Origin of the sequence: Halostagnicola sp. A-GB9-2 (assembly GCF_030068615.1) — an archaeon.
Lineage (GTDB): Archaea > Halobacteriota > Halobacteria > Halobacteriales > Natrialbaceae > Halostagnicola.
On record NZ_JASJOC010000003.1, the window covers coordinates 47,394 to 72,884 of the forward strand.

The 25,491-nt window shown below is 61.7% G+C and carries 23 protein-coding genes and 1 pseudogene; 17 read left to right on the forward strand and 7 right to left on the reverse strand.

Annotated elements, in window-relative coordinates:
- Window positions 1–14 precede the first annotated feature (14 nt).
- Window positions 15–1,829 carry a ribosome biogenesis/translation initiation ATPase RLI gene (locus QNM96_RS08685; RefSeq protein ID WP_283835740.1) on the reverse strand — a complete coding sequence of 605 codons (1,815 nt, stop codon included), beginning with the start codon at window positions 1,827–1,829 and terminating at the stop codon, window positions 15–17.
- 2 nt (window positions 1,830–1,831) lie between these two features.
- The gene (locus QNM96_RS08690; protein ID WP_283835742.1) at window positions 1,832–2,149 is read right to left on the reverse strand and encodes a hypothetical protein; all 318 of its coding nucleotides are present in this window, start codon (window positions 2,147–2,149) and stop codon (window positions 1,832–1,834) included.
- A 382-nt stretch (window positions 2,150–2,531) separates the two neighbouring features.
- Between QNM96_RS08690 and QNM96_RS08695 the strand changes: the two genes are divergently transcribed.
- Together QNM96_RS08695 and QNM96_RS08700 are read left to right on the forward strand one after the other, a co-directional pair.
- Window positions 2,532–2,828, forward strand: coding sequence for a helix-turn-helix domain-containing protein (locus tag QNM96_RS08695; RefSeq protein WP_283835743.1), 297 nt, complete (start codon window positions 2,532–2,534; stop codon window positions 2,826–2,828).
- Window positions 2,829–2,888: 60 nt separating this feature from the next.
- Complete coding sequence (locus QNM96_RS08700; protein WP_283835744.1) at window positions 2,889–3,299, forward strand: hypothetical protein; 411 nt, start codon at window positions 2,889–2,891, stop codon at window positions 3,297–3,299.
- Between the two features lie 25 nt (window positions 3,300–3,324).
- Here the strand turns inward: QNM96_RS08700 and QNM96_RS08705 are convergent, their stop codons facing one another.
- Window positions 3,325–4,197, reverse strand: a complete 873-nt coding sequence (locus QNM96_RS08705; RefSeq protein ID WP_283835745.1) for an NAD+ synthase — start codon at window positions 4,195–4,197, stop codon at window positions 3,325–3,327.
- A 210-nt stretch (window positions 4,198–4,407) separates the two neighbouring features.
- On the opposite strand from QNM96_RS08705, the gene QNM96_RS08710 reads away from it, so the two are divergent.
- The 3 genes from QNM96_RS08710 to QNM96_RS08720 all read left to right on the forward strand — a co-directional run bounded on the left by QNM96_RS08710 (window position 4,408) and on the right by QNM96_RS08720 (window position 7,690).
- A complete protein-coding gene (locus QNM96_RS08710) occupies window positions 4,408–5,463 on the forward strand; it encodes a M48 family metalloprotease (protein ID WP_283835746.1) in 1,056 nt (351 codons plus the stop codon).
- Window positions 5,460–6,767, forward strand: coding sequence for a PQQ-binding-like beta-propeller repeat protein (locus QNM96_RS08715; protein WP_283835747.1), 1,308 nt, complete (start codon window positions 5,460–5,462; stop codon window positions 6,765–6,767). Before QNM96_RS08710 ends, QNM96_RS08715 begins: the two co-directional genes overlap by 4 nt.
- 173 nt (window positions 6,768–6,940) lie before the next feature.
- Entirely contained in the window at window positions 6,941–7,690 is a 750-nt protein-coding gene (locus tag QNM96_RS08720; RefSeq protein WP_283835748.1) for a hypothetical protein, read from the forward strand.
- A 70-nt stretch (window positions 7,691–7,760) separates the two neighbouring features.
- On the opposite strand, the gene QNM96_RS08725 is transcribed toward QNM96_RS08720, so the two are convergent.
- On the reverse strand, window positions 7,761–9,674 hold the full coding sequence (locus QNM96_RS08725) for a PINc/VapC family ATPase (RefSeq protein ID WP_283835749.1): 1,914 nt from the start codon (window positions 9,672–9,674) through the stop codon (window positions 7,761–7,763).
- A gap of 197 nt (window positions 9,675–9,871) precedes the next feature.
- On the opposite strand from QNM96_RS08725, the gene QNM96_RS08730 reads away from it, so the two are divergent.
- Window positions 9,872–10,474: an HAD family hydrolase gene (locus QNM96_RS08730; protein ID WP_283835751.1), complete on the forward strand. Its 603-nt coding sequence runs from the start codon at window positions 9,872–9,874 to the stop codon at window positions 10,472–10,474.
- A gap of 41 nt (window positions 10,475–10,515) precedes the next feature.
- Here QNM96_RS08730 and QNM96_RS08735 read toward each other — a convergent pair whose 3' ends face one another.
- Together QNM96_RS08735 and QNM96_RS08740 are read right to left on the reverse strand one after the other, a co-directional pair.
- Window positions 10,516–11,526, reverse strand: coding sequence for a hypothetical protein (locus tag QNM96_RS08735; protein ID WP_283835754.1), 1,011 nt, complete (start codon window positions 11,524–11,526; stop codon window positions 10,516–10,518).
- A complete protein-coding gene (locus QNM96_RS08740; RefSeq protein WP_283835755.1) occupies window positions 11,523–11,753 on the reverse strand; it encodes a DUF4177 domain-containing protein in 231 nt (76 codons plus the stop codon). Before QNM96_RS08740 ends, QNM96_RS08735 begins: the two co-directional genes overlap by 4 nt.
- A 238-nt stretch (window positions 11,754–11,991) precedes the next feature.
- On the opposite strand from QNM96_RS08740, the gene QNM96_RS08745 reads away from it, so the two are divergent.
- From QNM96_RS08745 to QNM96_RS08780, 8 genes and pseudogenes are all read left to right on the forward strand, one after another.
- Window positions 11,992–12,948: a glycerophosphodiester phosphodiesterase gene (locus QNM96_RS08745; RefSeq protein WP_283835756.1), complete on the forward strand. Its 957-nt coding sequence runs from the start codon at window positions 11,992–11,994 to the stop codon at window positions 12,946–12,948.
- Between the two features lie 123 nt (window positions 12,949–13,071).
- A complete protein-coding gene (locus QNM96_RS08750; protein WP_283835757.1) occupies window positions 13,072–14,295 on the forward strand; it encodes a M20/M25/M40 family metallo-hydrolase in 1,224 nt (407 codons plus the stop codon).
- A gap of 96 nt (window positions 14,296–14,391) precedes the next feature.
- Window positions 14,392–14,802 (forward strand): hypothetical protein, encoded by a 411-nt coding sequence (locus QNM96_RS08755; protein ID WP_283835758.1) that lies wholly within the window; start codon window positions 14,392–14,394, stop codon window positions 14,800–14,802.
- Window positions 14,803–14,876: 74 nt separating this feature from the next.
- On the forward strand, window positions 14,877–16,406 hold the full coding sequence (locus QNM96_RS08760) for a carboxypeptidase M32 (RefSeq protein WP_283835760.1): 1,530 nt from the start codon (window positions 14,877–14,879) through the stop codon (window positions 16,404–16,406).
- 98 nt (window positions 16,407–16,504) lie between these two features.
- Window positions 16,505–17,311, forward strand: coding sequence for an SDR family oxidoreductase (locus QNM96_RS08765; protein WP_283835761.1), 807 nt, complete (start codon window positions 16,505–16,507; stop codon window positions 17,309–17,311).
- Between the two features lie 105 nt (window positions 17,312–17,416).
- Window positions 17,417–17,902 (forward strand): hypothetical protein, encoded by a 486-nt coding sequence (locus QNM96_RS08770; protein ID WP_283835762.1) that lies wholly within the window; start codon window positions 17,417–17,419, stop codon window positions 17,900–17,902.
- 98 nt (window positions 17,903–18,000) lie between these two features.
- On the forward strand, window positions 18,001–18,939 hold the full coding sequence (locus QNM96_RS08775) for a cobalamin-binding protein (protein ID WP_283835763.1): 939 nt from the start codon (window positions 18,001–18,003) through the stop codon (window positions 18,937–18,939).
- A gap of 39 nt (window positions 18,940–18,978) precedes the next feature.
- Window positions 18,979–19,314 (forward strand): annotated as a pseudogene (locus QNM96_RS08780) (desampylase); the annotation flags it as partial.
- Window positions 19,315–19,611: 297 nt separating this feature from the next.
- Here the strand turns inward: QNM96_RS08780 and QNM96_RS08785 are convergent.
- Window positions 19,612–22,077 (reverse strand): hypothetical protein, encoded by a 2,466-nt coding sequence (locus QNM96_RS08785; RefSeq protein WP_283835764.1) that lies wholly within the window; start codon window positions 22,075–22,077, stop codon window positions 19,612–19,614.
- 265 nt (window positions 22,078–22,342) lie between these two features.
- Here QNM96_RS08785 and QNM96_RS08790 point away from each other — a divergent pair, with 265 nt between their 5' ends.
- The 3 genes from QNM96_RS08790 to QNM96_RS08800 all read left to right on the forward strand — a co-directional run bounded on the left by QNM96_RS08790 (window position 22,343) and on the right by QNM96_RS08800 (window position 25,460).
- Complete coding sequence (locus QNM96_RS08790; RefSeq protein WP_283835765.1) at window positions 22,343–23,179, forward strand: hypothetical protein; 837 nt, start codon at window positions 22,343–22,345, stop codon at window positions 23,177–23,179.
- A 158-nt stretch (window positions 23,180–23,337) separates the two neighbouring features.
- Entirely contained in the window at window positions 23,338–24,600 is a 1,263-nt protein-coding gene (locus tag QNM96_RS08795) for a HEAT repeat domain-containing protein (protein ID WP_283835766.1), read from the forward strand.
- Window positions 24,597–25,460: a CheF family chemotaxis protein gene (locus QNM96_RS08800; RefSeq protein ID WP_283835767.1), complete on the forward strand. Its 864-nt coding sequence runs from the start codon at window positions 24,597–24,599 to the stop codon at window positions 25,458–25,460. Before QNM96_RS08795 ends, QNM96_RS08800 begins: the two co-directional genes overlap by 4 nt.
- Window positions 25,461–25,491: the final 31 nt, after the last annotated feature.

The following is a 25,491-nucleotide window of genomic DNA, read 5'->3' on the forward strand; positions in this document are numbered from 1 at the left end:
TCGACCGCCGCCGATCAGACCGAGTAGTAGTACTCGCCTTCGCGTTTCTGCTCGCGATCTAACTGCGAGTCGGGTTTGTTGATACGCGGCCGCGACGTCCGTTCGTCGCGGCGGAACGTGATGTCGAGGTTCTCGAGGAAGTCGTTCATGCCTTGGCGCATCGGCTGTGGGGTCCCGGCGCGGCCCTCGATGGCGGGTTCGCCGTCGAAGACCATCAGGCGATCCGCGAGCAGGTCGATCACGTAGGTGTCGTGGTCGATCACGAGCACGGTCGCGTCCTGCATCTCGGCGTGGCGGCGGATCGCGCTTGTCGCCTGGACCCGCTGTTCGACGTCGAGGTGTGCGGATGGCTCGTCGAGCAGGTACAGATCCGCGGAGTCGGAGAGACAGGCCGCGATGGCGACCCGCTGGCGTTCACCGCCCGAGAGATCCGAGAGGTTCTGTTCCATGATGCGCTCGAGTTGCAGGGGCTGGGCGATTTCAGTGTTCCAGTACGAGGAGCCGAACTGGTCGGTGATCGACGAGAGGAACACGTCGACGCGCATGTGCTGGTCGATGGTGACGTACTGGGGTTTGTAGGAGATGTCCAGATCCAGGTCAGCATCCCCGGTCGTCGGCTCGAGATCGCCGGTCAGCAACTGGGCGAACGTCGACTTACCGATCCCGTTCGGGCCGACGATGCCGAGCACTTCACCTTCCATGATCTTGCCGCCTTCGACCGTGAGTTCGAACTCGCCGTCGCCGTAGGACTTCGTCATGTCCGGATACTCGACGAGCGGGTCGCGGTGGGTCGCGTTCCGCGGCGCGTGTTCTTCGAACTCGATCTGGTCGGGACGGATCCGCATGTTTTCGTTCTCGAGGTAGCCCGAGAGGTACTCGTTGATCCCGTTTCGGACGGATTTTGGCGTCGTGATGACACCGTAGGCCCCGGGCTCACCGTAGGCGACGTGGAGGGTGTCACAGAGCAGATCCAAAATCGCGAGGTCGTGTTCGACGACCAGTACGGATTTGCCCTCCTCCTCGGCGAGTTCGCGGGTGAGTCGTGCAGCGGTAACTCGCTGACCGATATCGAGGTACGGCGTGACTTCGTCGAGGAAGTAGAAATCGGTGTCTCGAGCGAGCGTGGCCGCGATGGCGACCCGCTGGAGTTCGCCGCCCGAGAGGTCCTCGATCGCCTGATCCATGACCGGGCCGATCGAGAGTCGTTCGACGAGGTAGTCAAGCGCACCCCGTTCGTCGGTGCGCTCGAGCAACTCTCGCGTGTTGCCGTCGAACTGCTCGGGGATCTGGTCGACGTATTGGGGTTTTTGCGAGACGGTTACGTTGCCGTCGCGGACGTCCGCGATGTAGTCCTGCAGTTCGGTGCCGCGGTAGGCGTCGAGAACCTCCTCCCAACCTGGGGACTCGTTGTACCGACCCAGGTTCGGTTCGAGTTCGCCCGCGAGGATGCGGACGGCGGTCGTTTTCCCGATCCCGTTCGGACCGAGGATACCGGTGACCTGTCCCTCCTGAGGGGCGGGAAGCCCGTACAGCGAGAAGGCGTTTTCCCCGTAGCGGTGGATCGGATCGTCCTCGAGTTCCTGTGGGAGATTAATGATCTCGATGGCGTCGAAGGGACACTTCTCGACGCAGATACCACAGGTTTCGCCGAGACAGATCTCTTCGGAGATACGGACCTGTTCGGGCTGACCCTGATCGGGTTCCTCGCCGCGAAGGGTGATACATTCCTTGCCCGTCCGGTTCGGCGGACAGTAGTTCTTGCACTCGTAGTTACACCGATCCGGCTGACATCGGTCCAGGTCTACGACGGCGATGCTATCGTCTGCCATCGTTAGATCGTGACCTCCGTCGTGAGCAGGATACCCCACGTCACGAACCACAACGCGAAGGTCATGAACCCGATGAACAGGTAGTGTTTGAACCCGAACTCGTCCTCGTTGTAGATGCCAGACACCTGTATAAGCGGGAACTGGATAATGATCGCTCCGAGGACGACCAACAGCGCCTCTTGATTTTCTGCCCCGCCTTCTCCCGTCCCGTAGAGGTAGAGACAGGCGAACGCGGCTGCGACCCCGAGCAAGGCCGACAGCGCCGTCACGCTGATCGAGCGGATGTGCTCGTATCGGTCGCTAATCGATTCCGTCGACATGAGACGCACTCTGTCGCCGTCGGTGAAAAGCCGTTCGCATTGGCGGGAATGCGGGCAATCTGGTTTGTGAGCATTCGGTTCGACGGTTGCAAACTGGGTACGGTCCATGGCTCGCTCTCGTTCCGGGGCTATCCATCGCTTTTTGATGCGCCAATTTGTCGACGATCGGCCGGCGACGATGGGGCGGTCGATCCTTCGGTCGACGACTTCCTCCCCGTACCTGCATCTCACGCTCAACCCTGACTGACCAGTCAATTAGGTCTGTGTTGGGCGTATGAGGGCCTGAAAGCAAAATTTTCGCGGCATCCATCTCGTATACTTACTCTCTGGTTCCGGGAGCAAGGCTCAACTTTTAAGCCTCTGGGTGCTTTCAAATCGTAGTATGGAAGAGACCGACGGAGAGGAAATCGAAGATCTGCCGCCGAGTGCCAAACTCGTTTTCAAGGTGCTCGAGTACGATGGTCCGCTGACCCAGAAACAGATCGTTCAGGAGTCGATGCTCTCTGCCCGGACGGTCCGCTACGCGCTCGAGCGCCTCGAGGGGATCGGCATCGTCGACGAGGACATCTACTTCGCCGACGCCCGCCAGAGTCTCTACCGACTCGAGGAACCGGTCGCGGCCGACGGTAACGGCGTCGAGGAAGCCGCACCCGAAAAAGACGCCTGCTGTGCCGAATAATCCGGTTTCACATAACCGCGAGAACGGCAGGATTATTTTATCGTGGTAACGTTCTCGAGTATGGACAAGGAGCGGCTTCCACAGTGGGGTTGGCTGTTGATCGGGTTGTTCGGAATGGCGATTCTCTCGAATTTCTTCAACATTCTCGTCCTCGAGCGGATCGGACTTCCGCCGGAGTACTTCGTCGTGACGCTGATCGCCGCGATGTCGGTCGTCGTCATCTACATCAGCGTCTGGTACGACGACGACCGTGCACACTACTGGGAGAGTTCGAAAGCGAGCATCTTCGGCGACGTGTTTTTCATTCTGCTGGGTGCGATCGTTTCGTCTGGGTTCGTCATCGCGTTCACGCTCGACGCCGGATTGGGGCAACTCGTTCGCGAGTTGTTCGGGATGATCGCGGGATTCGTGACGGCCTGGGGGCTGTTCTACTGGCGAAACACCGACCTGTATCAGGTCGGAAGCGACTAAGCTCGCTGGCAAAACCGATTTCTTGCTACCGTTCGGTTCGCTCGCCGATTCCGGGCATCGGTGGAACAGTGCGTTTGTGCTCGGACGCCTCGTGCATCGACAGGACTTCTTCGGCGGTCGCTCGCTCGATACCCATCTCGTCGACGGCAGTCTCGAGTAACTGTCCCTGATCGACGACGCGCTCCAGCAGCGGGTCGATGACGGCGTAGGGAGCGCCAAGTTCGTCCGCATCCGTTTGTCCGACGTAGAACCCGGCCGTCGGCTCTTTGTCGATGATCTCGTCCGGAACGTCGAGGTAACTCGCGAGCGCGCGGACCTCCGTTTTGTAGAGGTCGCCGACCGGATAACAGTCGGCAGCGCCGTCACCGTACTTGGTAAAGTAACCAAGCAACGACTCCGAGCGGTTCGCCGTTCCGAGAACGATTCGTGACTGGCGATTCGCCGCGTAGTACAGCGATACCATCCGCATCCGCGCGGCGACGTTCCCGAGTGCGTGATTGCGCTGGTTCGGCCGGGACATCGACTCTTGATCCGGCTCGAGAGCGGGCGAGACCGTCTCATCGAAGGAACCAATCAACGACCGGAGGTGGATCTCTCGAAACTCGATCTCGAGTTCCTCGGCGGCCGCTCGAGCGTCGGTCATGTCCGCTTGCTCAGTCTTGTGATACGGTAATCCGAGCGCGAGCACCCGTTCGCTTCCGACCGCGTCGGCCGCGAGTGTCGCGGTCAGGGTGGAGTCGACGCCGCCGCTCATCGCGACGACGACGCCGTCAGCACCCGCTTCGTCGACGAGTGATTCGATGTAAGATGTCGTGCGCTGGTGGACGGTCCGCAGGCTGTCCCGATCGGTCAGGAACGGGCTCCCATCGGATGCGTGGCTCTGTTTGTCAGTGTTCACGCTTTTCACCGCTACGGCGCAGAGAGTAGCTAGTCATTGTCTGAATTATTCGATAATCTACTCGTATTTAGGAGTACACCTTAAACAACTAGTAGCCGGAAAGTGCGTACCGTTACCAGCCGTGACCGTTCGACCCCGTCACATCTATTCGTAGACAAGTTTATTTCCCGGACGGTTCCAGTAGCTGGTACGACCTCGATCCAGTTCGCCATGTCTCTCCAGTTCGCCCCCAAAACCGGTCTCGAGCCCGACCGCGAGTTACGTCTGCGGATGCTCTGTGCGCTCTGTTTGATCGTCTTGCTCCCATTCGCGTTCGTCTACACGTTCGTCTTTCTCGCGAACACGGTCGGAATCGCTTTGCTCGAGTGGGCGAACGAGCGCCCATACCACGGCGAGTTCTACGTCGACCCGATCTTGCTGACGGTCGTCGTTCTCGGCGGGCTCGTCGTCCAGTACCGCTACGGGCCGAGAGCGGTCCTCGAGTCGGTCGGCGCGAGCCGCGTCGACGCCGAGGCGTATCCGACGCTTCACGCGACGGTGACCCGACTCGCGGCCCAGGCCGATGTCCCGAAACCGGACGTCGCGGTCATCAACAGCGACGTTCCCAACGCCTTCGCGGTCGCCGGCGGCGGAACGGAGTGCATCGTCGTGACGACCGGGCTCCTCGAGCTTCTTTCGGAGGAGGAACTCGAGGCGACCGTGGCCCACGAACTCGCACACCTCTCGAACCGAGACGCGAATCTGATGACGACGGCCTGGCTCCTGCCGACGATTACCTACTTCCTCGCGATCGCGGCCTTTTACGTGCTGTACGGCCTCTTTCGACTGCTCGGATCCGGCGGTGGCACATCCGGCGGAAACCGCGACGGTCGCGGGATCGCCGTCGCCATCGTCGTCATCGTCGTCAGCGCGGTCGTGACGCTCGCGGTGTCGGCGATGTTCTGGTTCGCGAGCGTCCTCCTCTATCGCGTCCTCTCGAGACAGCGCGAGTTCGCCGCCGACAGGGCCGCCGCGACCATCACCGGCTCCCCGGCGGCCCTCGCGAGTGCGCTCGAGAAGGTCGACGGGACGATGCCGGAACTCCCGGACGAGGACCTCAGATCCCTCGACGGCGGGGCCGAAGCGCTCTACCTCGCGCCGCTCGAGTCCCGAGCCTTCGGCTCGAAGGAGCTGATTAGCACCGACATCTTCCCGGATACGCACCCGAAGACGAGTGACCGAATCGAGCACCTTCGCGACATAGAGCGCGAGGGGGTGACCGGATGAGCGACGACCGGGCGACTCGATCCCGGAGGCAGGTATTGGGGGCGATCGCGGCGGGAACCTCGGCCGTCGTCGCCGGCTGCGGCTATCAGCCGGGCGGCGGCGACCTCGACTGGCAGGAGTCGACGGGACACAACGTCGGCTTTGGCTCCTCGAGCAACGAACGCTGGCGTTCGGACGGGACCCACCTCTTCCGGATCCGCAATCGGAGCGGTCGCGAGCCGGCTTCGGGCGGATTCGAGGATGTCGACGGTGCTTACGTTACGGCCTACGACTCGAGCGGTTCGACAGTCTGGAGCGGCGACGCGGGAAGCGAGTACACCGGCGTGCCGAGCATCGCGAACGGGCGGGTCTTCTTCTCGCTCGAGGACGAAACCGTGGCGGCGCTCGAGCGGTCCCCCTCCGACGACGATTCCGGGGGAAACAGCACCGACGACGCCGAAACCGCGTGGACGACCGACTGGGACGGTCCCTCGCTCGCCCTCTCTGCTTCGGACGACCTCGTCGTCGGCGTTCACGAAGGCGGGGCGGTCGGATTCGATTCGGATAGCGGCGAGGAACGGTTTGTACTCGATCTCGAGGCGGAACCGTTCGACGAAATCGACTCCGTAGCGGTTGGTGGCGAGATTGTGTGGGTCGTCGCCGTCGATACCGACAGCTCCGATGGCAACGACGGCGATCCCGACGACAACGCCAATACTGACACTAACAACGACAACGACGACGCCGATAACGAGGACACCAACAACGACGGCACCGAAACCTCCGTCCTCCTCGGCTACGATTCCGCGGGCGGGGTGGTCGTCGACCGCTCGCTTCCGTCGACACCCTCCTGGCTCGAGGCGGCAGGATCCGTCGCGTTAGTTGGGGTCGAAACGTCGGACGACGAGGACGAACTGTGGCTGATCGACGACTCGGGTGACCGCCGCGAGCGATTGGCGCTCGAGCGTGCATCAAGCGAGCCGATCGTTGTCGGCGAGACCGCCTCCTTCGACGCCGGTGGAACGATCTCGGCGATCGATACGTCGACCGGCGAGCGCTCCTGGACGACGGAGGCCTACACCACCCGTGGCGATGTCGCCGCCGACAGCGACCGACTCTACGTGCAGGGAACGACCGAAGGGATGGATCGTTGCGGACTGATCGCCCTCGACCACGACGGCGAGGAGGCCTGGACAGCGTCCCTGCCGACCGAGGTCGGTTGCTCGGGCGAGCTGTTCGTGCTTGAAGATCGATTGGTCGTCGTTGACGACGGGGAGCTGTACGGCTTCCGAAAAACGTCCGGGAGACGCTTCACGCTTTTGTGAAATGCTCGCTCGCCCACTCGGCTCGCGGTACAGGCTCGTTTTTTCGCGATCCGATGCACTCTGTACTCGTCCGCTCGAGGATGGCACGATCGGTGTCGCCCTCACATGATTGCGCCGTGGCTGTGGTAGACGTGTTGCTAATCTTTTATTAGATGGCGGCCATATTCACTTCCATGGCCCGCCTTCTCTCCACGAAGACGCTACAGACGAGAGTCGGAGTTGCTATTGCAACGGTGAGAGATGTCCGGTTCGAACCGGACGCTGATACCCTCGTCGCAATTCTCTCATTGTTCGCACTTTGGGGTATTTACTATTTTCAGTCGGTAAGCGATTCGGTTGAGTCGCTTCTCCTGTTCTTGCTGGTCGGAAACTTCGCTCTCACTATTGTGTTTCCCATTTACTACGCGTGTTATGTGCGAGACGAGCCGCTCTCGGAGCTCGGTATTACGACTCATGGGTGGCGGCGAGCTGTCGTTGCATCAACTATTGCTGCGCTGGTACTCCTTCCCGGCCTTATCTTTGTGAACGAACCTGCCGCCGTTTTAGTCCCCCATATCGTCACGGTCGGGCTGATGATCTGGGAACCGTTTTTCGTCCACGGATGGCTTCAGATTCGGTTCGAGCAGGCGTTCGGTGCTGGCCTCGGTATCGTACTCGCTGGCGCCGCCTTCGCATTGTTTCACGTGGGAACGACGACACTGGCCGGATTACTTGTCCTCTTGTTTTTCGGGACTATTCATGCGGCACTCTTTCGTGCGTTCGACCGGAACCTCCTCGTTCTCTGGCCGATCCTGTGGGCTATCGGAAGTTCACAGGGGACACTCGACAGTATCGTATTCGGCTGGGAAGAAGCAACAGCCTACTTCGGTATTCTCCTCGTCACCGCGGTCATCCTCTCTCTCACTCGGAAACGGTTCAATTGACCTGTCGAACCCTCGGCCTCACGGGTCGCTTATCCCCGCTAAAAAGGCCGCTCGCTCGCGGTGCAATCGCTTACGAGGGCACGACGGTAATCGGCTCCGTCCGATCGATTGCCTGCTCGAGTTCGTCGGCGATCGCACTCCCTCGAGAGACCTGAATTTCGCCGCCGCGGCTCACCGTCGCCGTAAACAGGTACTCGCCGTTTGCCTGCAGTTCGACGGTTTCGCTCTGGTGACCGTCGACGGGGATGACGATGTGTCTCGAGGTGATCTCGGGTTGGACGATCTGGCCGGCCTGCTGGCCGCCGCTGTTTCCACCGCCCGCATTCCCGCCGCTTGCGGAACCGCCGCCGGCGTGTTGGGTGCCACCGCTCGCACCGCCCGCCCCGGAGTGGGGGTTTTCGTCGTGGGTGCGAACGTCGATGTCGATGCCGAGTCGGTTCTCGACGTCGTTGATCCGGCCGCCGCCTTTCCCGATCACGCTCGAGATGTCGTCGTCGGTGACGTAGACGACCGCACGATCCTGGCTCTTGAGCTGGACGTCGACGTAGCCGTGGGCGATCGATCGAATCTCCCGTTCGATCTCCTGTTTGGCGATGCGGTCGACGCCGGATTCCGAACCCGGTCCGCCGTCCTCGTCGCCGTCGAGCGGAACGGTGACGACCTGGCGGTTGAAGGTGTAGATTTCGTACTCGGGAACGCCGGTTTCGAACTCCTTGACCTGAATAACCGGTCGGGCGAGGTCCTCCTCGGTGAGTCCCGCGGGGACCTTGACCTCCGTCTGGACGTCGTAGACCTTCGCGACCTCCCCGGCTTCGATGTAGACCACGGTGTCGACGACCTGCGGAATCATTCCGAGTTCGACCCGACCGATGAGCCGCTGGAGGGCGTCGATCGGCCGCGTGGCGTGGACGACGCCGAGCATCCCGACGCCCGCGAGTCGCATGTCTGCGAAGACTTCGAAGTCGTTGGTTTTGCGGACCTCGTCGTAGATGGTGTAGTCGGGCCGAACCATCAACAGGGCGTCAGCAGTTTTCTCCATCTCGCCGCCGAGTTCCGTATACTGGGTGATCTCGGGCCCGACCTGCAGGTCTCGGGGCTTTTCCATCGTCTTCACCGAGTAGTCGTTGTCCGAGATGTACCGGGCGACCGCCTGGGCGAACGTGGACTTGCCAGCCCCGGGCGCGCCGGAGATGAGGACGCCGCGCTGGTGCTCGAGCAGGCGATCTTTCAACTCGTCGGCGTGCTCGTAGTCCTCGATGTCGGTCTGGGCGATCGGGCGAACCGCGGTGATCTCGATCCCGTCCGCGAAGGGCGGTCGGGCGATAGCGATCCGGAAGTCACGGAACTGGACGATCTGCATCCCGGACTCCTTCAGTTCGATGAAGCCGTCGCTCGACTCCTTGGCTCCATCGACGACCTCGCGAGCGTACTCGTCCATCGTCTCCTCATCGAGCGGTTCGTCGGCGATCTCCTCGTAGCGCATCTCGCCGAGCGCGCCGCGTTTGGCCATCGGTACGGTGTCCGTCTTGAGGTGGACGCTCATCGTCTCCTCGTCGAAGTAGTCCTCGACGGTGAGGGTACCGACCTCGCGAACCTTCGGGGAGAGGTACTCGACCTCGAGGCCTTTCGCCTGGGCGACTTCGGCTTGCACAATATCGCTCGTGAGGAAGGTCGCCTCGAGATCCTCGGCCAGATCCCGGATCAGGGCGTCGATTTCGCCTTCGGAGGCGTGGCCCCGCTCGATGGCGTTCGGGCGCTCGCCGACGTACTCCACGTCGATGACGCCGTCGTCGGCGAGGTCGGCGAGCCGTTTGAGCTCCGAGAGGCCGTCCCAGCCGCTATCGTAGCCGTCGTTTGCCTGCGCCTCGAGTTCCGCGACGACGGCTTCGGGTACCGAAATCGTCGCTCCCTCGAACTGCCCGTCTTCGATCGTCTTCGAGACGCGGCCGTCGATGACCACGCTCGTGTCCGGCACGACGTTCATGTATCAACATAGGGTTGCCGACGCCAATAAGGGTGTTCAACGAGCGGGATGGGTTCTGGTGGGCTCGAGCGCTGTTTTGGGGTCGTTTCTACCGCTGGTCGTTGGAGGCGGTCCGATGGAGAGTCGTCGAACGCTTCGACCGAACCAGGACCGTCAATGGATATTATACGAATCCGACAGAAAGTGTTATCCACGACATGAAAGCGATCTATTTCGACGTAGACGGAACGCTCTTGCACTTCACTCGAGCCTACGACGACCTGCTTGCCGACGCGTTCCGAACGGTCGAGGGCGAGGTTCGAGACGAGTGGCTCGAGACCTACAACGAGAGGTTCTACGATGTATTCTCCGCGTGCGAGCCCAACCCGTCCCGAAACGCGTTCGCGACCGTCAGCGAGAACCCCGAGGAACTTCTCGAGGAACTCCGCGAGCGCGAAGTCGAGGCTTGCCAACCGCCCGAACGCGTCCACGCCCACCTCGAGGCGCTGAGCGAGGAGTTCAAACTGGGCGTGCTGACGAACGGGGTTCGCTCCTGGCAACTGCGCAAGCTCGAGGCGTACGATCTCGACGCGCACTTCGACGCGATCGTCTCGTCCTACGACGCCGGTGTGCACAAACCCGACCCGGAGCCGTTCGCGCTCGCCGAGCGACGCCTCCCGGCCGACGAGTACGCGATGGTCGGGGACTCCGACGACGATATAGAGGGGGCGGCGCAGGTCGGCTGGGCGACCCACCGATACGAGGAAGACGGGTTCGGGAAGCTTCCCGAGGTTTTCTGCTGGAGCTCGGACCTCGAGTAGAGCTAACGAATACGAGTGGAGCTACCGCCCTCGAGACCTCCTCAGCGCTGAGAGTCCCGCAAGATCAGCGCTCCGATCGCCAGGGTCCGTTTCGCGACCGTCGCGATCCGAAGTACGTACGCGGTTAACATGAGGAACGGCACCAGCGTGAACGTAAACGCGATGCCGACGGCCCAGAGGACGTTCTCCGCGCCGAGGGTCGTTCCGGGGAGCGTCGAGGCGTCGACGAAGGTCAGCATCATCCCCGAGACGAGCAACGCCGGAATCGCCGCGTAGAGAATCATCCTCGAGAGGTCGATGAGTTCCCACTGGAAATACAGCGTCTTAATGTGCTCTCTGGCGGGGGCGAACATGATCAGCGAGGTTCGGAGTTCGTCGAACGCGTCGAAGTGTTCGTCCTCGAGGACGTCCTCGTAGTCGTCTTCGATCCGCTCGATCTGGAAGATCTTCCAGGCGTAGTTGTAGTCCATCGACGCGTAGACGACGTCGAAGGTGCCGAACTGGGCGCCGTCGAGTTTCTCCTGAACGGTTTCGGAGTTGCCGATGATGCTGTCGACCAGTTCGTCGACTTCGTCCTGAAGCTCCGGATCGTTCGTCGATTGCACGCGCTCTCGGACGTCTTCGGCGCGAGTCTGGGTGGCACCGACGATGTCCCGAAGGAACGTCGACGGATCCGCGGGCGCGGGTTTCCCGACGAGTTCCTTGACGTAATCCCGAAAGTCCATCGTCTCGCTCATTCGGGTTCGTTGTTCGCCCAGCGGGCCGTTCTCCTGGGAGACGATCAACTGGCTGATGGTGACGACGAGGGTGACGCCGGTGATGAGCGCGCTGACCATCGAGGAAAACAGCGACTCGATGACGCCGCGGTCCTCGAGCAGATCCGAGAGCGTCGGGTCGGCGAGGGCGCCGAGCATGAACAGCACGAAAAAGGTGGTAGAGAGGACGGCGGTGACGAGCAGTCGATTCGCGCCGACGAGCAGCCAGAGCTTGAGCCGGCTTTCGTCGGCCCGCTCGCGCATCGTATCCTGTGTACTGACCTGATCGTCGCTCATTGACTCTCTCCCGCGAGTCGGTTTCCGTTATCGTTACCGCGAACGGGACGCTTGAACACGAGGAACTTCGTTCCGCCGCCGCTGTAGTCGATCGTGTCGACGAACTCCCACCCCTCGCTCCCGTACTCGTTCAACAGGTCTTCCGGATCATCGGCCTCTTCTCTGGTGGCCCCTCGAGGCGGTCGGGCCGTCTCGTATTCCCATATCGTCTCCGCATTCGATGTCATGGGCACTCTATCACGAAATCACGGAAAACGATTGGCCCTGTATGTGTCGTCTGCGACGGCACCGACTGGCCGTCCGTCACGTCAACGAATCAGCGGACCCATTTCAACTCACGAGTCGTCATTCCGATACTGTCATCTCTATACGCTACTTAATTTGTCCCTCTGTATATTTATCAAAAATATAAAATATCAACCGGACGGCAACCAGAATTCAACTGTCATGCGAGACACGACAAGTATGCTGAACCGACGGCAATTCGTAATCGGAACTGGCGCGGCGGTAACGGGCGGCGCTGTCACATCATCGACCGGTATCGCGGCAGCGGAAGACAGTGAGTGCTGGGATCGGAGCGGTGCTGACGGCGCGGATCCGAACGCTCGCGACGACCGTGCGACGGTCATCGCCCACCGAGGGTTCGCCGGTGCGTATCCCGAAAACACCGTCGGGGCGTTCGAACTCGCGACTCAAGGTGGAACCGACGATGCCGCCAATCGGCGACGGGCTGATTGGGTCGAACTCGACGTCTATCCGACGCTCGAGGGCGATATCGCTGTGTTTCACGACACCGAATTGGACGACCTGACCGATATCGAGGGCGCGGTCTACGAGACGCCCGCGGAAACGGTGTTCGAGGCGGAGGTCCTCGAGAGCGGGCAGACAGTCCCGTCACTGGACGAAGCCATGGACGCCATTCCGGCCGAAACGGGGGTCAATATCGACCTAAAGGAGGGGTCTCCGGACGTCCAGTTCGGTCGAGTCGAGGACCCGGCGACCGAACGGGAGGAGTGGGAATGGCTCGAGACGGTCGTCGAGATCGCGACCGACTACGAGAACGAACTCCTGTTCTCGACGTTCTGGGAGGGCGCTCTCGCAACTCTGACGGAGATCGCTCCCGACGTTCCGGTCGCTTACCTCCTCTCGGCCTCAATCGAGGAGGGGATCGCAGTAACCGACGAGTACGACGTTGATGCGATCAATCCGCCGCTTGACATGATCTGTAGAACTCCGTTCTTCGACGACGGCGCGTACGAATCGATCGATCTCATCGCCGAAGCGCACGACCGGGATCTGCCGGTCAACGTGTGGACGATCAACACGTGGTACGAGGCAGAACGGCTTCTCGAGGCGGGCGTCGACGGACTCATCCTCGACTACTCCGAGATCGTCCGCTGGGGCGCGCTCGAGCGGTACTGACGGATCATCGGAGTCGCGCCACCGACGGATGACGGTGCCGTTCACGAGTTCTCGACGTGGTTTCGCCCCGATCGCTCGTCCGCTTCCGGTGGAACAAACACGTTCGAGGCCGAACCGCTCGGTATGACTGTCGTCGATCTCACGCGAAAACTGGCCTCCATCCCGAGCCACGAGGACGAGACTGCGGCGGGTGATTTTCTCGAGGAGTGGCTTCGAGCCGAAACTGACGCGGCGGTGACCCGAGACGAGGCGGGGAACGTCATCGCACGAAAGCGCCGGAGAGGTGTCGGACTGGACGAACGATTTTCGAGCAGTGCGGTCGACGGTACCGATAGCCTCGAGCCCGAATCGCTCGCGTTCGTCGGCCACCACGATGTCGTCCCTCCGGACGAGTCCCAGGTCGCAGACGGCGAGTACGTCGTCGAGGAACGCGACGGCAGAATCTACGGCCGCGGAGCCGCGGACATGAAAGGAGCCGTGGCCGCCGCGGCGATCGCGTTCCGGGACTGTGACCTCGGGTCGGCCTCGGGCGGCTATTTCGACTCGAGTACCGACTCTGATTCGAGCAGTGACTCCAACTCGAGCGCCCACGCTGACGCCGACGCTCGCCCCGGCGAACTCGTCTTTGCGAGTTTCGTCGGCGAGGAGGTCGGCGGGACGGGCGCTCGCCACGCGATCGAAAACGGCTTCGCCCCCGATTACGCCGTCGTCGGCGAAGGGTCGACGAACTACTCCGGGCCGGACGTGACAGATGTCGCCGTCGCCCACAAGGGCCGGCGCGCGAGTACGATCACCGCCCGCGGAGCCGCCGCACACGCGAGTGAACCCGAGGCGGGAGAGAACGCAATATACCGCGCCGCGGATGCCGTCGATGCGATTCGGGACCTCGAGGTCCCAACCCTCGAGGTCGCAGGGGACCAACTCGCCGGGAGCTTGGTCGTCACCGAAATCGACGGCGGGTCGGCGTGGAACGTCGTCCCCGAGGTGTGTACGATCACGATCGACGAGCGCACGGTTCCGGGCGAACGGGCGGCCCTCGAGACCGTCGCGGACCGCGAGGGCGTCGAGTGGACGATCGACCAGGATCTCCCGCCGATGCAATGTGGTGATCACGCATTCGCCGAGGTCGTCCTCGAAGCCGCGGACCGGTCCCAATCAGGCGTTCCGGAACTCGTGACGAAACCCCATGCGACGGATGCGGGCTGGCTCTCCCAGGCCGGCACGGAGTGTGTGATCTGTGGCCCCTCCGAACCCGGCGAGGCACACACGAAGACCGAAAGCGTCTCGATTTCGGTCCTCGAGCGCTGTCTCGAGACCTACCGACGAACTGCGGAACAGTTGATCTGAGTCCGGATTCGAACGCGCCCCACAAGAGTTCGGTCTTCGGGTCTGGCGACGCTGCCAGCGGTGGACTTACGAGCCTCCGGACTGTCAGTTCGGTTAATGGATTCCGGAGGCAACGACCTCGAGCGGACCCGCCGCCGCGAGCGCGCGGATCGGGGCGAGTTACCGACACAGGGTGGCTCCGAACCGACTGAAACGCCCGATTCGGGGACCGATCGGCCGAAAACCAAGGGAATGACGAACGGCGGTTCCGACACGGACGATGTCACGGAGACCGACGCAGACGAATCCGGCGACTCCTCGAGTTCTCGAGGCTGGAGCTGGCGGATCGCGATGGCGTTGCGTAACGGAGCCTTCGTCTTGCTCCCGGTCGGCTTCATCGGTCTCACGGTCACCGATACGTGGCTCACCCCCGAGGAGTCGCCGTACTCGCTGGTCTTCGCCGGCGGGATCATCTGTGCCATCGCCTCGATTTATCTGGCGATCTACCAGCACGAGATCGACGACTGAGAACGAAACGCTATCCCACTTTTTGCTCTCCGGAACCCGGACGTTGATGGGTCCGGCTCGAGTACCCCATTCTAATGGCAACGGATCAGACACAGACGACTGACGCGGCCGAGGCCTACGGCCGCCTCGAGGAACGCGTCGAGCGGATTTCGAACGTCGGCAACGCCGCGGGCATCTTGCGCTGGGATCAGGAAGTCATCATGCCCGAAGCGGGGACGCCGGCGCGGGCGAAACAGCTCTCAACGCTGTCCTCGCTCAGCCACGAACTGCTGACCGCCGAGGAGACGGGACAGCTTCTCGAGGAGTTAGAAGCCGTGAGCGACGAACTCTCCGGGGATCAGCGGGCGGTCGTCCGCGAGGTTCGCCGGACGCACGACCGCGCGATGAGCGTCCCACAGGAGCTCGTCGAAGAAATCTCGGAGACGACTTCCAACGCGCACCCAACGTGGACCCAGGCCCGCGAGGAAGACGACTTCGAGCAGTTCGCGCCGACTCTGGAGACACTCGTCGAACTCAAACGTGAGTACGCCGAACACATCGATCCCGACGCGGACCCATACGCGGTTCTGTTCGCGGAGTACGAACCGTACCTCGACCTCGAGACCGCAGAGGAGATCCTCGAGCGATTGCGGGACGAACTCGTGCCGTTGATCGAGGCGATCGACGACAGCGATGCTGCCCTCGCGACCGCCGCCTTCTCCGGGCAGTTCGACGACGACGATCAAGAGGCGCTGGCCCGTGACGTCCTCGACGCGCTGGGCTACGACTGGAGCCGCGGTCGACTCGACACCGCGCCGCATCCGTTCTCCTCGGGGACCCAGTTCGACGCCCGGGTTACGACCCGCTTCGACGAGGAGGACCTGCTTGGCTCGATCACGTCGGTCATCCACGAGTTCGGCCACGCCAACTACACCATCGGCCTGCCCGACGAGGAGTACGGCACGCCGCTTGGCGAATCGCGGGACCTCTCGGTCCACGAATCCCAATCCCGTCTCTGGGAGAACCACGTCGGGCGCTCCCGGCCGTTCTGGGAGCACTTCCTCCCGACGGCTCGAGAGCGGTTCCCCGAACTCGAGGAGGTGTCCCCGCGGGAGGCCTACGAGGCCGCGAATCAGGTGTACGACGACAACCTGATTCGGGTCGAAGCCGACGAGTTGACCTACCACCTCCACATCGTGATCCGCTTCGAGATCGAGCGCGCGCTCATCTCGGGCGACCTCGAGGTCGAAGACGTTCCCGAGGTCTGGAACGACAAGTACGAGGAGTACCTCGGCGTGCGACCCGAAACCGACGCCGAGGGCTGTCTGCAGGACATCCACTGGAGCCACGGCTCGTTCGGCTACTTCCCGACCTACTCGCTTGGCTCGGTCCTGGCCGCACAGCTGTACGCGGCCGCGGAGGACGAGCTGGGAGATCTCGACGACCGCACTCGAGACGGCGAGTTCGACGACCTGAACGGCTGGCTCCGCGAGAACGTCCATGCCCACGGCAAACGCTATACGACGCCCGACCTGATCGAGGAAGCGACGGGCGAGTCGTTCACGGCCGACTACTTCCTCGAGTACGTCGATTCGAAGTACGGCGCGCTGTACGATCTCGAGTAACCTGTCTTCGTTGAGTTAGGTAGACTCCACCGAGCTCATCCGTTTTTGCTGAATTTGTCGGGAAAAGGTACAACTCGTTTCCCCTCGAGAGCGTACCCATGACGCCTGATCGACACGCTCAGGAGCCGACCGCGGACACCAAGGAATCGTCCACGGAAATCGACGGATCGGCCGCCAGACTCGAGGGACAGACGGTGATCGTCACCGGAGCGAGCGCGGGAATCGGAGCGGCGACGGCTCGAGCGCTCGCGGCTGAGGGTGCGAACGTCGTCCTCGCGTCCCGGAGCGAGGACCGACTCGAGGAGTTGGCGGGCGAACTCGAGGGCGACCACGACGTTGAAACGCTCGTCGCACCGACGAACGTCCGAGAGGAGTCTCAAGTTGACTCGCTCATCTCGGAGACCGTCGACCGCTTCGGCGGGATCGACGTGCTGGTGAACAATGCGGGTCTCGCTCGCGGGAGCGCCGTCGAGGACCTCGAGACCGAGGCGTTCGAGACGATGCAGGAGACCAACGTCGAGGGCGTCTTCTACGCGACGCGGGCAGCGATCCCCCACGTTCGAGAGCGCGACGGCCACCTGATCTTCGTCGGGAGCTTCGCGGGGCAGTATCCCCGTCCGTTCAACCCCGTCTACGCGGCGACGAAATGGTGGGTTCGGGGATTCGCCAAAAGCGTCGCCGCACAGGTCGGTGACGACGATATCGGCGTCACGATCGTCAATCCCTCCGAAGTTCGCTCGGAGTTCGAGACGACCGACGGCGACACCTTCGCCGAGCGCTTCGATCCCGACGAGGCGACCGAGCCGCGGGAGATCGCCGAGGCAATCGCCTTCGCGGCGACGCGCGAGTCCTCGAGCGTGAGCGAGATCGACCTCTTCAGGCGGGACAAGTTCAGCGGCTTTTGAGCCGCTCGCTCGAGTCGATCGCTTCGAGCGTCGTACTCCCCCCGCTAAAACGGGGTTGGATGTGCCGGGTATACACTCTCGAGCGGAGCCCCCTAGGATCGTCCCATGAAAGTACCAATTCCGGGCTTCAAGGGGGTCTACTACGACACAAGCGCCGAGAACACGGCTGCGACGGTCGCGCTAACGGCCGCCGGGCGGCGAGCGCCGAAACCCCACGGCTACGCCGTCCAACTGCTGCCGTACCTGTGGTCGTTCGATGTCGACTTGCAGGAGGTTCCGAACAACCACCCCATTCAGTATCTCCATCCGGAGGGTGCACAGAGTCTCGCCGAACTCGCGGACGACCACGCCGGGCGCGCCGCCGGCACCGACTTCGAGACCGTTCTGCGATTCGTCTGGGAGGTAAACGCGGAAACCGAGGCCGCGGCCAAGCGCGTCTTCGGACGCGACGACCCGTCGAAGGACGGAACTATCATCGAAATCGAAGACGGCACCGTCGACGTCGACGGTAACGAACTCGAGACCGACGAATTCGATATCGATGAGGAAGCCAACGAGTTCGACACCGACGAGGAGTCCGGCAAGCGGTAGATCGCTCTCGAGGAGCGAAGCTGTTTGGTAGTAGCCAATTACGCCCGAAGCCACCTCGAGCGACTCCGTTTTTAATCTTCCAGCCCGACTAGCCAGTTATGCGAATCGTCACGACCCTTCCGTCGGCGACCGAGATCGTTTCCGCGCTCGATCTCGAGCCGGTCGGGGTTTCCCACGAATGCGATTATCCACCGTCAGTACGGGACATTCCGTCGATTACGGCCTCGAGCGTCGACGTCGACGCCGCGAGTTCCGAGATCGACCGACAGGTGCTCGAGTCGGTGGCGGACGGCGACGGCGTCTACGACGTCGACCTCGAGACGCTCGCGGAACTCGACCCCGATCTCGTCCTGACCCAGGGGATCTGCGACGTCTGTGCGGTCGACGAGGTGGTGATCGAGGAAGCCGTCGAGCATATCCCCGCCGAGCCGGCGGTGCTGACGACCGACCCCCACACCGCGGGTGACGTTCTGCACGATATCGAGCGCGTCGGCGAGGCAACGGGTCGCGGTCGGCGAGCGAGTACGGTCGTCAATGGCCTCGAGAACCGAATCGAATCGGTTCGATCCCGAACGCGGGAGGGCCTCGCCGATGCGGGTTCGCGTCCCCGCGTCGCCATCTTCGACTGGACCGATCCCGTCATGATCGCCGGCCACTGGACGGCCGAACTCGTCGAGTGGGCCGGGGGCTCCTACGGACTGGCCGATCCCGGCGAGCGCTCGAGACCCCGCGAGTGGGAGGAGATCCGCGCGTATGATCCCGAGGTTATCGTCGTTGCTCCTTGCGGATTCGACCTCGAGCAGACGGCCGCGAACCTCGAGGATCTGACGGCTCTCGAGGGGTGGGCGGAGCTTTCGGCCGTCAAAGCGGGGCAAGTCTGGGCGATGGACGGCAATCACTACCTCAACCGACCCGGCCCGCGGCTGGTCGACACGCTCGAGGCGCTCGCCCAGATTATTTCGCCCGACCCATTCGAGGGATCGCCCGAGGAATCAGTTGCACTGCCGCTCGAGCGCCTCGAGGGAGTTCCGGCGTGAGTCGCTACTCATGAACGAAATCGGTTTTCTTCGAGACGAATGATCGAACTCCCAGCCGACATCCGCGAGGAAATCGTGGCGGCCGCTCGAGCCGGCGTGCCGGACGAAATCTGTGGCGTTCTGGGCGGGTCGTTCGGCGTCGACGAGAGTCGCGTCCGATCCCATTACCCCGCCGAAAACGCCGCCCGGAACACCCGGACGCGGTACCGACTCGATCCCGAGGAACAGCTCGAGATTTTCGATCAACTGGAAGCGCGGGGCGAAGAAATCGTCGGGTTCTATCACTCCCACCCGCGCGGCCCGCTCGAGCCGAGCGAGACGGACGCGGCGTGGGCGACCTGGCCCGATCGGTCGTATCTCATCGTCTCGCTTGAGGCGGACGGTTCGGGTGACGACGGCGGGGAGTCGAATGGGGATGACGACTTGACCGGTGAGGGCGACTCGAGCGCTGACGACACGCGGCGAACACGGCTCGGTTCCTGGCGATGGCGCGACGGAGCCGACGCCAAAGCTCCTGACGCCGAAGTTATTGATGGTAGTGTATCTGACGATAAGAATGGGTCCAGCGACAGGGGTGAGTTCGGCGACGAGGGATACTTCGAGCGCGAACGGATCGTCCTCGAGTGAGCTTTCTCGGGATCTCGCGCTGTTTCGGACCGGTTCGTCCCGATATCAGAGTTCTGCGATCGTAATGCCATCCGGTTGGAGCACGACTCCCACGCTGTCGATTGGCCCCTGGAAGACTTCCGAGTGCGAGGCGACATCGTCGACGCCGACGCCGACCTCGAACTGACCGCCGTCGGGGAGCGACGGGAACTCCCGCTGTTCGCCGTCCGCGAGCTGGAGATCCTCCTGAAAGACGACGCCGTTGGCGTCCTTTACCTGTATTCGAACCGTCGAGTCCCTCGGCAGTCCGTTTTCGACGATGACCGATCCGCCGCCGCCGACAACACCCTGGACGGTACTCTGAACGGTCGATTTCGCCGTCGCGATGCGGCGTTTGAACGCCTGCGGATCATCCCGGTATTTGAGAGCAATAACGCCGATCACCAGGAGTCCGAGAAGCAAGAGCGGGAGCGCCAACGACGAGAGTCGATCGAGGAGCGACGTTCCGGAGACGTTGATCTCTGCGCTTCCTTCGGCGGACTCGCCCGCGGTCGCAGTTTCGTTGTTCGCCGTCATTCCAAACCCGTACTCACCGTCTTCTTCGGGCGGGTCGATATCGGCCGAGACCGTTTCAGACTCGTCGGGGTCGAGCGTCACGTTCTTCTCGGTGACCAGTTCTCCGTCCAGCGTGAACTGGATGGTCTGGGTGTCCGGAATCTCGCCCGTGTTCGTTACGTTTCCGCTCATGGTGAGCCCCGATCCGGCGTCGTCCGCTCCCTCGAGTTCGACGGTTTCGATCTTGAACATTGGACGATTCGTCGTCGCCGTCTCGCTCGAGTCATCCGTCTCCGCCGTCACCTCGATCTGGGAGGAGGCGTGATCGGTCGGTTCGAAGGTAAATTCCGCCTCGATCGTTTCGGATGCGTTCACCGATAGTTCCCGGGATTCGCTTCCATCCGATTTCACACTGGCCGGATCGTCGACGGACACCGTGACGTTCACCACCTCCGGCGTGTCGCCGTCGTTTTCGATCTCGACTATCGCCTCGAGGGATTCGTTCGACGCGAACGGATCGTTCACGCTGACATCGGTCGTAACCGCTCGAGCGAACTCGACCGTGTCACTCCGGCCGGGCGTTTCGACAGTTACGCTCGTCACCGGAACGGTATCCTCGTCGAGTTCCGTCGCGAACGTCACGTCCGTCGGCGCGCCGTCCTCGACCGTCACGTTCGTTTCGTTCGCGACCGAACCGTCGACGAGGAACGTCGTCGGAACGACGGTTTCGCCGTCCGGAACGTCCCCGTGGTAGTCGATTTCCGTCTCGACCTCGAGTTCTTCGGAGAGGTTGGCTGCCGGCTCGTTGGTGATGTTTGCGGACATGCTCTCGTTGTGCTCTTCCTGAGAGACGAGGGGAACGTCGGTTCGTTCCACATTTGAGTCCCCTGGAACTTCGACTTCGATGTCGAGTGCCGAGCCGTCGTCGCTGCTCGTCTCGTAGACGAACTCCTCGCTCGTCGTTTCGGTGGGAACGAGATTCAGAGCCGTCGATTCTTGTTCCTCGCCATCGACCGAGAACGTCGCCTCCCGATAGCCAAGGTCCAGTTCACCGAACCGCTCGAACTCGGCTTCGACCACGAGATCTTCGCCCTCGATCGGTTCGTTCGTCTCGAACTCCGTGATCGCGATTTCGGCCTCGGTCACGTTGATCGATTCCGTGAACTGCTCGCTGTCGAGATCGAATCGGAGCTCGTCTATTTGGTGGTCTCCCTCCTCGAGGTTGCGTTCGAACGTTTCAGGGCCGGCTGATTCACCACCAGGTATGTTGAACATCTCTACTCCACCAATCCGTACATTATCGTAACTTCCGTCGGTATCGACGCCATAGAGTTTCCCCCCAGTTTCTGTATCATCGTAACCGACGTTCGTCACCTCAATGTTGGCCGAGAGCCGTTCTCCCTCGGAAATATTATCGGTGCCGTCGAATTCGACCACGAACTCACTCTCATCGTAGTGTTCGTATTCTACTAGCGTTCCATCAGCTTCGGCTGACACAGGATCCCCGTTTTCGTCTTCGGCCTGGATGGTCCCATCGTCGCCAACGAATAGTTCCTGGCCACCGTTTTCGCCGGATGTTACCATTGTCGTCCCGTCATTGGATATTTCGACCGGATCACCGTCGACAGTGACTGGAACATCGCTTTCTATCTTTGCCACCCCTCCGCTAAAAATTCTAACGGGCTCTCCATCGGCCGTTATTGTTGGCTCAACTGGTGTTTCTTCAGCGCTTGCCTGTTCACCAGGTATCACGTTCCCATGAAACGTCACGACGATATCGGGATCGTCATAATCCGAGTCGTCGAAGGTAGATTCAGCGAGCATTATCTCAGTCTGAGTCTCGTTTCCATCGGAAAGTGATCCCCACGACTTGAGGTCGCCAGCGGTGTCACTATCTGCCGCTCCCACGGTCACGCCAGCCCCCAGTCCGAGGACCAGTCCACAGAGAACGACACAGAGCACGGTTAGTGCTGGCAAGATAGTGCGAGTCCCTCGAGTAAAAACAGTCCAACCCGGGTGCGTCCGAAATCGGAAACACGTCTGTAAAGAGAGGTACCTATCGGAACTGACTAGCGAGTGCGAGAGCGGATTCGTTTTCATCCAAACGACACCAATCGTATGTTTCAAACTGTTTGGATGGGGTATTGAAATACTCTCTGGGCGATTATTATATTATAATTGATATGTTGGGCTCGGACGGCCAACGCGCTTTTCACGTAGTTGGTACTACGCTGACGTATAGATGTCACGGGAAGCCGGCTCTCCCAGTAGGGACGCCGACGACGATCGCGAGTTGGAGTTCGATTCCGGATCGTCACGAACAACGCGAACGATGCAGTCGAGACGCACGACTCGATCGGATCGAACGTTCAGCCGTCGCGAAGCACTTGCGACCGCCGGAACGCTGTCGTTGGGAGCGGTTGCCGGCTGTTTGAGTTCCGTTCCCGGTCTCGAGGGTAACGGCCAGGAATTGGTCGAACCGACGGACCCCGGTGACGATCCGGACGGGACTCCAGAAGAGTTCCACTACTGGCTCGAGGACAACGGGATCGCCGTCGACGAACTGTATCTCGACCAGGACGACAACAGTTTGCACCTCTTCTATGAGTCGACTGCCGAGGAGGAGATCGAGTCGAACGACGAGATCGTCATCATCATGCAGGTATACACCGACGGCCTCATCGAACACGGCTCCGATATCGAGAACCTGTTCACGGAAATCCGAGGCGGCTTCGACGGGCAGGCCGAAGGGTGGGGAATCCAGACGGAGTGGGCCGACCAGTATCTCGCCGAGGAAATCTCCTGGGAGGCGCTGTTCCAGACGATTATGCAAACCAGAGATTACGGCGGTGATGGTGAAACCGGTGACGACGATTCGCTAAACGAGAGCGATCTCTCGGAAGACGACGCCGGCGACCTTTCCGACGATGGAGACGAGCCGACCGAAGGCGAATCGAGCGACGGTACCGAAACCGAAGATGACGACGAGTCCGACGACGGGTCTACTGACGAAGATGAATTCGACGACGGAAGCGATTCGACGACAGATTCGGAAGGGAACGAAACCGATGCAGAATGACGTTTCGAGCTGTGTTCGGGCAGTTCGCCGTTCAATTGGAAATCCTAACATTCCAAGTTCGTTGAAAATCAACGGAAACAGTAAGTACAGGTGGGGGAGATAGTTGGCCATGCATCGGATGGTGGGACATTCCCCTCGAGGAAGGTGAAAACGCAACAATGACGCTATTCGAACTCGAGCGGAACGCGGAATTCGAGAAACTCGTCGAGCATCTCGAGACGAGCTCGAATCCCAAGGTACGGAGCCGAACGGCGGAGATACTCGGTAGTCTCGAATCCGAGGAAGCCGACAGTCGGTTTCCGAGACAGGATATCGTCGACGCGCTGGTGGCGGCGGCGAACGACGACGAGAGCCAAGCCGTACGCGCCGCCGCGATCGACGCCCTCGACCAGTACGGACAGGAGGCTCTAGAGCAACTTATCGGGGAGATTATCGGCCAGAAACTCGACGACGTTGCGGAGTGGAAAAAGGCCCAGGCGCTCGCACAGAGCCTGAACGACGATCGACCAGAACTGCGGATGGCCGCGGCGACCGGCCTCGGCCGGATCGGCGAGGACAACGTCGTGGGGCCGCTGGTCAACCAGTTGAACGACCCCAGCGCGAGCGTGAGAAAACGCGTCGCTCGAGCCTGCGGTCGCATCGGGGCCGCAGAAAGCGTTCCCGGGCTCTCACAGCTCCTCCATGAGGATCAGTACGACGTTCGCGTCGAGGCCGCGTACGCGCTCGCGGATATCGGGACCGACAACGCGATCCGCGAGCTCTCGAGTGTCACCGACGCTGAGGACGAGACCTTGCGACGGATCGCCGTTGACGCGCTGGGACGGCTCGGAAGCGTCGAGGCGGTCGCACTCCTCGCGGAGGCGTTGCGCGACGACTCCGAGACGGTTCGCCGGACGGCGATGTTCTCGTTGGTGCAGTTGCTCTCTGAAGCCCCGGCGGATGCGAGCCATCAGGTTCGCGAAAAGATCGTCGGCGAGTTAGAGCAGGCCAACGCGAGCGAATCGGTCCAACCGTTGGTCGACATCTTAGAGCAGAGCACGGAGACCGCCCAGCGCCGGAACGCGGCCTGGTTGCTCGGTCGGGTTGCGGATACCGAACATCGGAGCGAGGCACAGGACGCGTTGATCGAGACGCTGGGCGACGAGGATACGATGACCTCGAAGTTCGCCGCGACGAGTCTCTCGATGCTCGACGGAAACGGGTTAGAAAAGCGTCTGCTCGATCTCGTCGAAAACGGCCATGTCGACGTGGAGACCCGCGTCAAGGCGCTTTTCGTCCTCGGAAAGGTCGGCGGCGATCCGTCGCGCAAACGGCTTTCTGGATTCGTCGATCGAGTAGAGAACGACCGACTGCGCAAGCGCGGTTTCTCCGCGCTCTCGAAACTCGGCGGTGTTGGCGCACCGACCGGTGACTTCGCATGAGCAAATCCGAGACGAAACTCGCCGACGTGACGGGCCAGTTCACCCAGGTCGTCAAGGAGGGCCGGAAGCTCTCCGATACCGACTGGTCGAACGGCCGAATCGTCCTCTCGAACAAGCGATTGGTGATCGCGAGCAACAGCGGGAAGCAAACGATCCCGCTGGGGAAAATCCAGTCGATCCGCGGCCGGTACGACGTCAACCAGACGATCGCGAAAGTCTCGGACTATATCAGCATCAACGCCGGCCAGAACGTGTTTCTGGTCTCGATGGGCGAGGTCGAGGCGTTCGAACTGCAGATCCAGAAGGCGATCCTGGACGGCGAAATCGTGCTGGTCAAACACCCCGCGGTGAAAGGCGGAGTGGTTCAGGACTCCTCGTGGAAGAAAGCCCGCGTCAAGATCAATGAGGGCGTCGCGAACTTCGCCGTCGAGAACGGCAACTTCGTCCAGATCGAAGTCGACGACGTCGGCACCGTCGAAAACGACGAACGAGGGGTTCGCGGACAGCAACGGCCGGTTATCGAAGCCGAACACACTGAAGAGGGCACCAGCGTCCAGACGTACCTCTCGGGCGGCGGGCAGAACTGCGCGATACTCAAGTCCGTTCTCGACCGGGGTGCCGAAAAGAACGCCTCCCAGATCGACCTCTCGAGTCAGGAACAGGAGGTGCTGATGGCGATTTACTCGGGCGTCTCGCCGTTCGAGGTGCCGGAATTTCTCGATATCGACACTGACGACGTCGAGGAGATGTACGAGCGGATGATCGAACTTGATGTCTTAGAGGAGGTCCGTGTTCGCCGCGAGGTCGCGTTGAAACCGCGCGGCCGGAACATCGCGAGCGAGTCGATGAACAGCAAGTAGCGGACGCGGTTGCGTTCCGCCTCGAGCTGTT

Excerpts from the sequence above, each read along its gene's own strand:
- QNM96_RS08685 (WP_283835740.1), bottom strand. The coding sequence starts at position 1,829 with ATGGCAGACGATAGCATCGCCGTCGTAGACCTGGACCGATGTCAGCCG.
- QNM96_RS08690 (WP_283835742.1), bottom strand. The coding sequence starts at position 2,149 with ATGTCGACGGAATCGATTAGCGACCGATACGAGCACATCCGCTCGATC.
- QNM96_RS08695 (WP_283835743.1), top strand. The coding sequence starts at position 2,532 with ATGGAAGAGACCGACGGAGAGGAAATCGAAGATCTGCCGCCGAGTGCC.
- QNM96_RS08700 (WP_283835744.1), top strand. The coding sequence starts at position 2,889 with ATGGACAAGGAGCGGCTTCCACAGTGGGGTTGGCTGTTGATCGGGTTG.
- QNM96_RS08710 (WP_283835746.1), top strand. The coding sequence starts at position 4,408 with ATGTCTCTCCAGTTCGCCCCCAAAACCGGTCTCGAGCCCGACCGCGAG.
- QNM96_RS08715 (WP_283835747.1), top strand. The coding sequence starts at position 5,460 with ATGAGCGACGACCGGGCGACTCGATCCCGGAGGCAGGTATTGGGGGCG.
- QNM96_RS08720 (WP_283835748.1), top strand. The coding sequence starts at position 6,941 with ATGGCCCGCCTTCTCTCCACGAAGACGCTACAGACGAGAGTCGGAGTT.
- QNM96_RS08725 (WP_283835749.1), bottom strand. The coding sequence starts at position 9,674 with ATGAACGTCGTGCCGGACACGAGCGTGGTCATCGACGGCCGCGTCTCG.
- QNM96_RS08730 (WP_283835751.1), top strand. The coding sequence starts at position 9,872 with ATGAAAGCGATCTATTTCGACGTAGACGGAACGCTCTTGCACTTCACT.
- QNM96_RS08735 (WP_283835754.1), bottom strand. The coding sequence starts at position 11,526 with ATGAGCGACGATCAGGTCAGTACACAGGATACGATGCGCGAGCGGGCC.
- QNM96_RS08740 (WP_283835755.1), bottom strand. The coding sequence starts at position 11,753 with ATGACATCGAATGCGGAGACGATATGGGAATACGAGACGGCCCGACCG.
- QNM96_RS08745 (WP_283835756.1), top strand. The coding sequence starts at position 11,992 with ATGCTGAACCGACGGCAATTCGTAATCGGAACTGGCGCGGCGGTAACG.
- QNM96_RS08750 (WP_283835757.1), top strand. The coding sequence starts at position 13,072 with ATGACTGTCGTCGATCTCACGCGAAAACTGGCCTCCATCCCGAGCCAC.
- QNM96_RS08755 (WP_283835758.1), top strand. The coding sequence starts at position 14,392 with ATGGATTCCGGAGGCAACGACCTCGAGCGGACCCGCCGCCGCGAGCGC.
- QNM96_RS08760 (WP_283835760.1), top strand. The coding sequence starts at position 14,877 with ATGGCAACGGATCAGACACAGACGACTGACGCGGCCGAGGCCTACGGC.
- QNM96_RS08765 (WP_283835761.1), top strand. The coding sequence starts at position 16,505 with ATGACGCCTGATCGACACGCTCAGGAGCCGACCGCGGACACCAAGGAA.
- QNM96_RS08770 (WP_283835762.1), top strand. The coding sequence starts at position 17,417 with ATGAAAGTACCAATTCCGGGCTTCAAGGGGGTCTACTACGACACAAGC.
- QNM96_RS08775 (WP_283835763.1), top strand. The coding sequence starts at position 18,001 with ATGCGAATCGTCACGACCCTTCCGTCGGCGACCGAGATCGTTTCCGCG.
- QNM96_RS08790 (WP_283835765.1), top strand. The coding sequence starts at position 22,343 with ATGTCACGGGAAGCCGGCTCTCCCAGTAGGGACGCCGACGACGATCGC.
- QNM96_RS08795 (WP_283835766.1), top strand. The coding sequence starts at position 23,338 with ATGACGCTATTCGAACTCGAGCGGAACGCGGAATTCGAGAAACTCGTC.
- QNM96_RS08800 (WP_283835767.1), top strand. The coding sequence starts at position 24,597 with ATGAGCAAATCCGAGACGAAACTCGCCGACGTGACGGGCCAGTTCACC.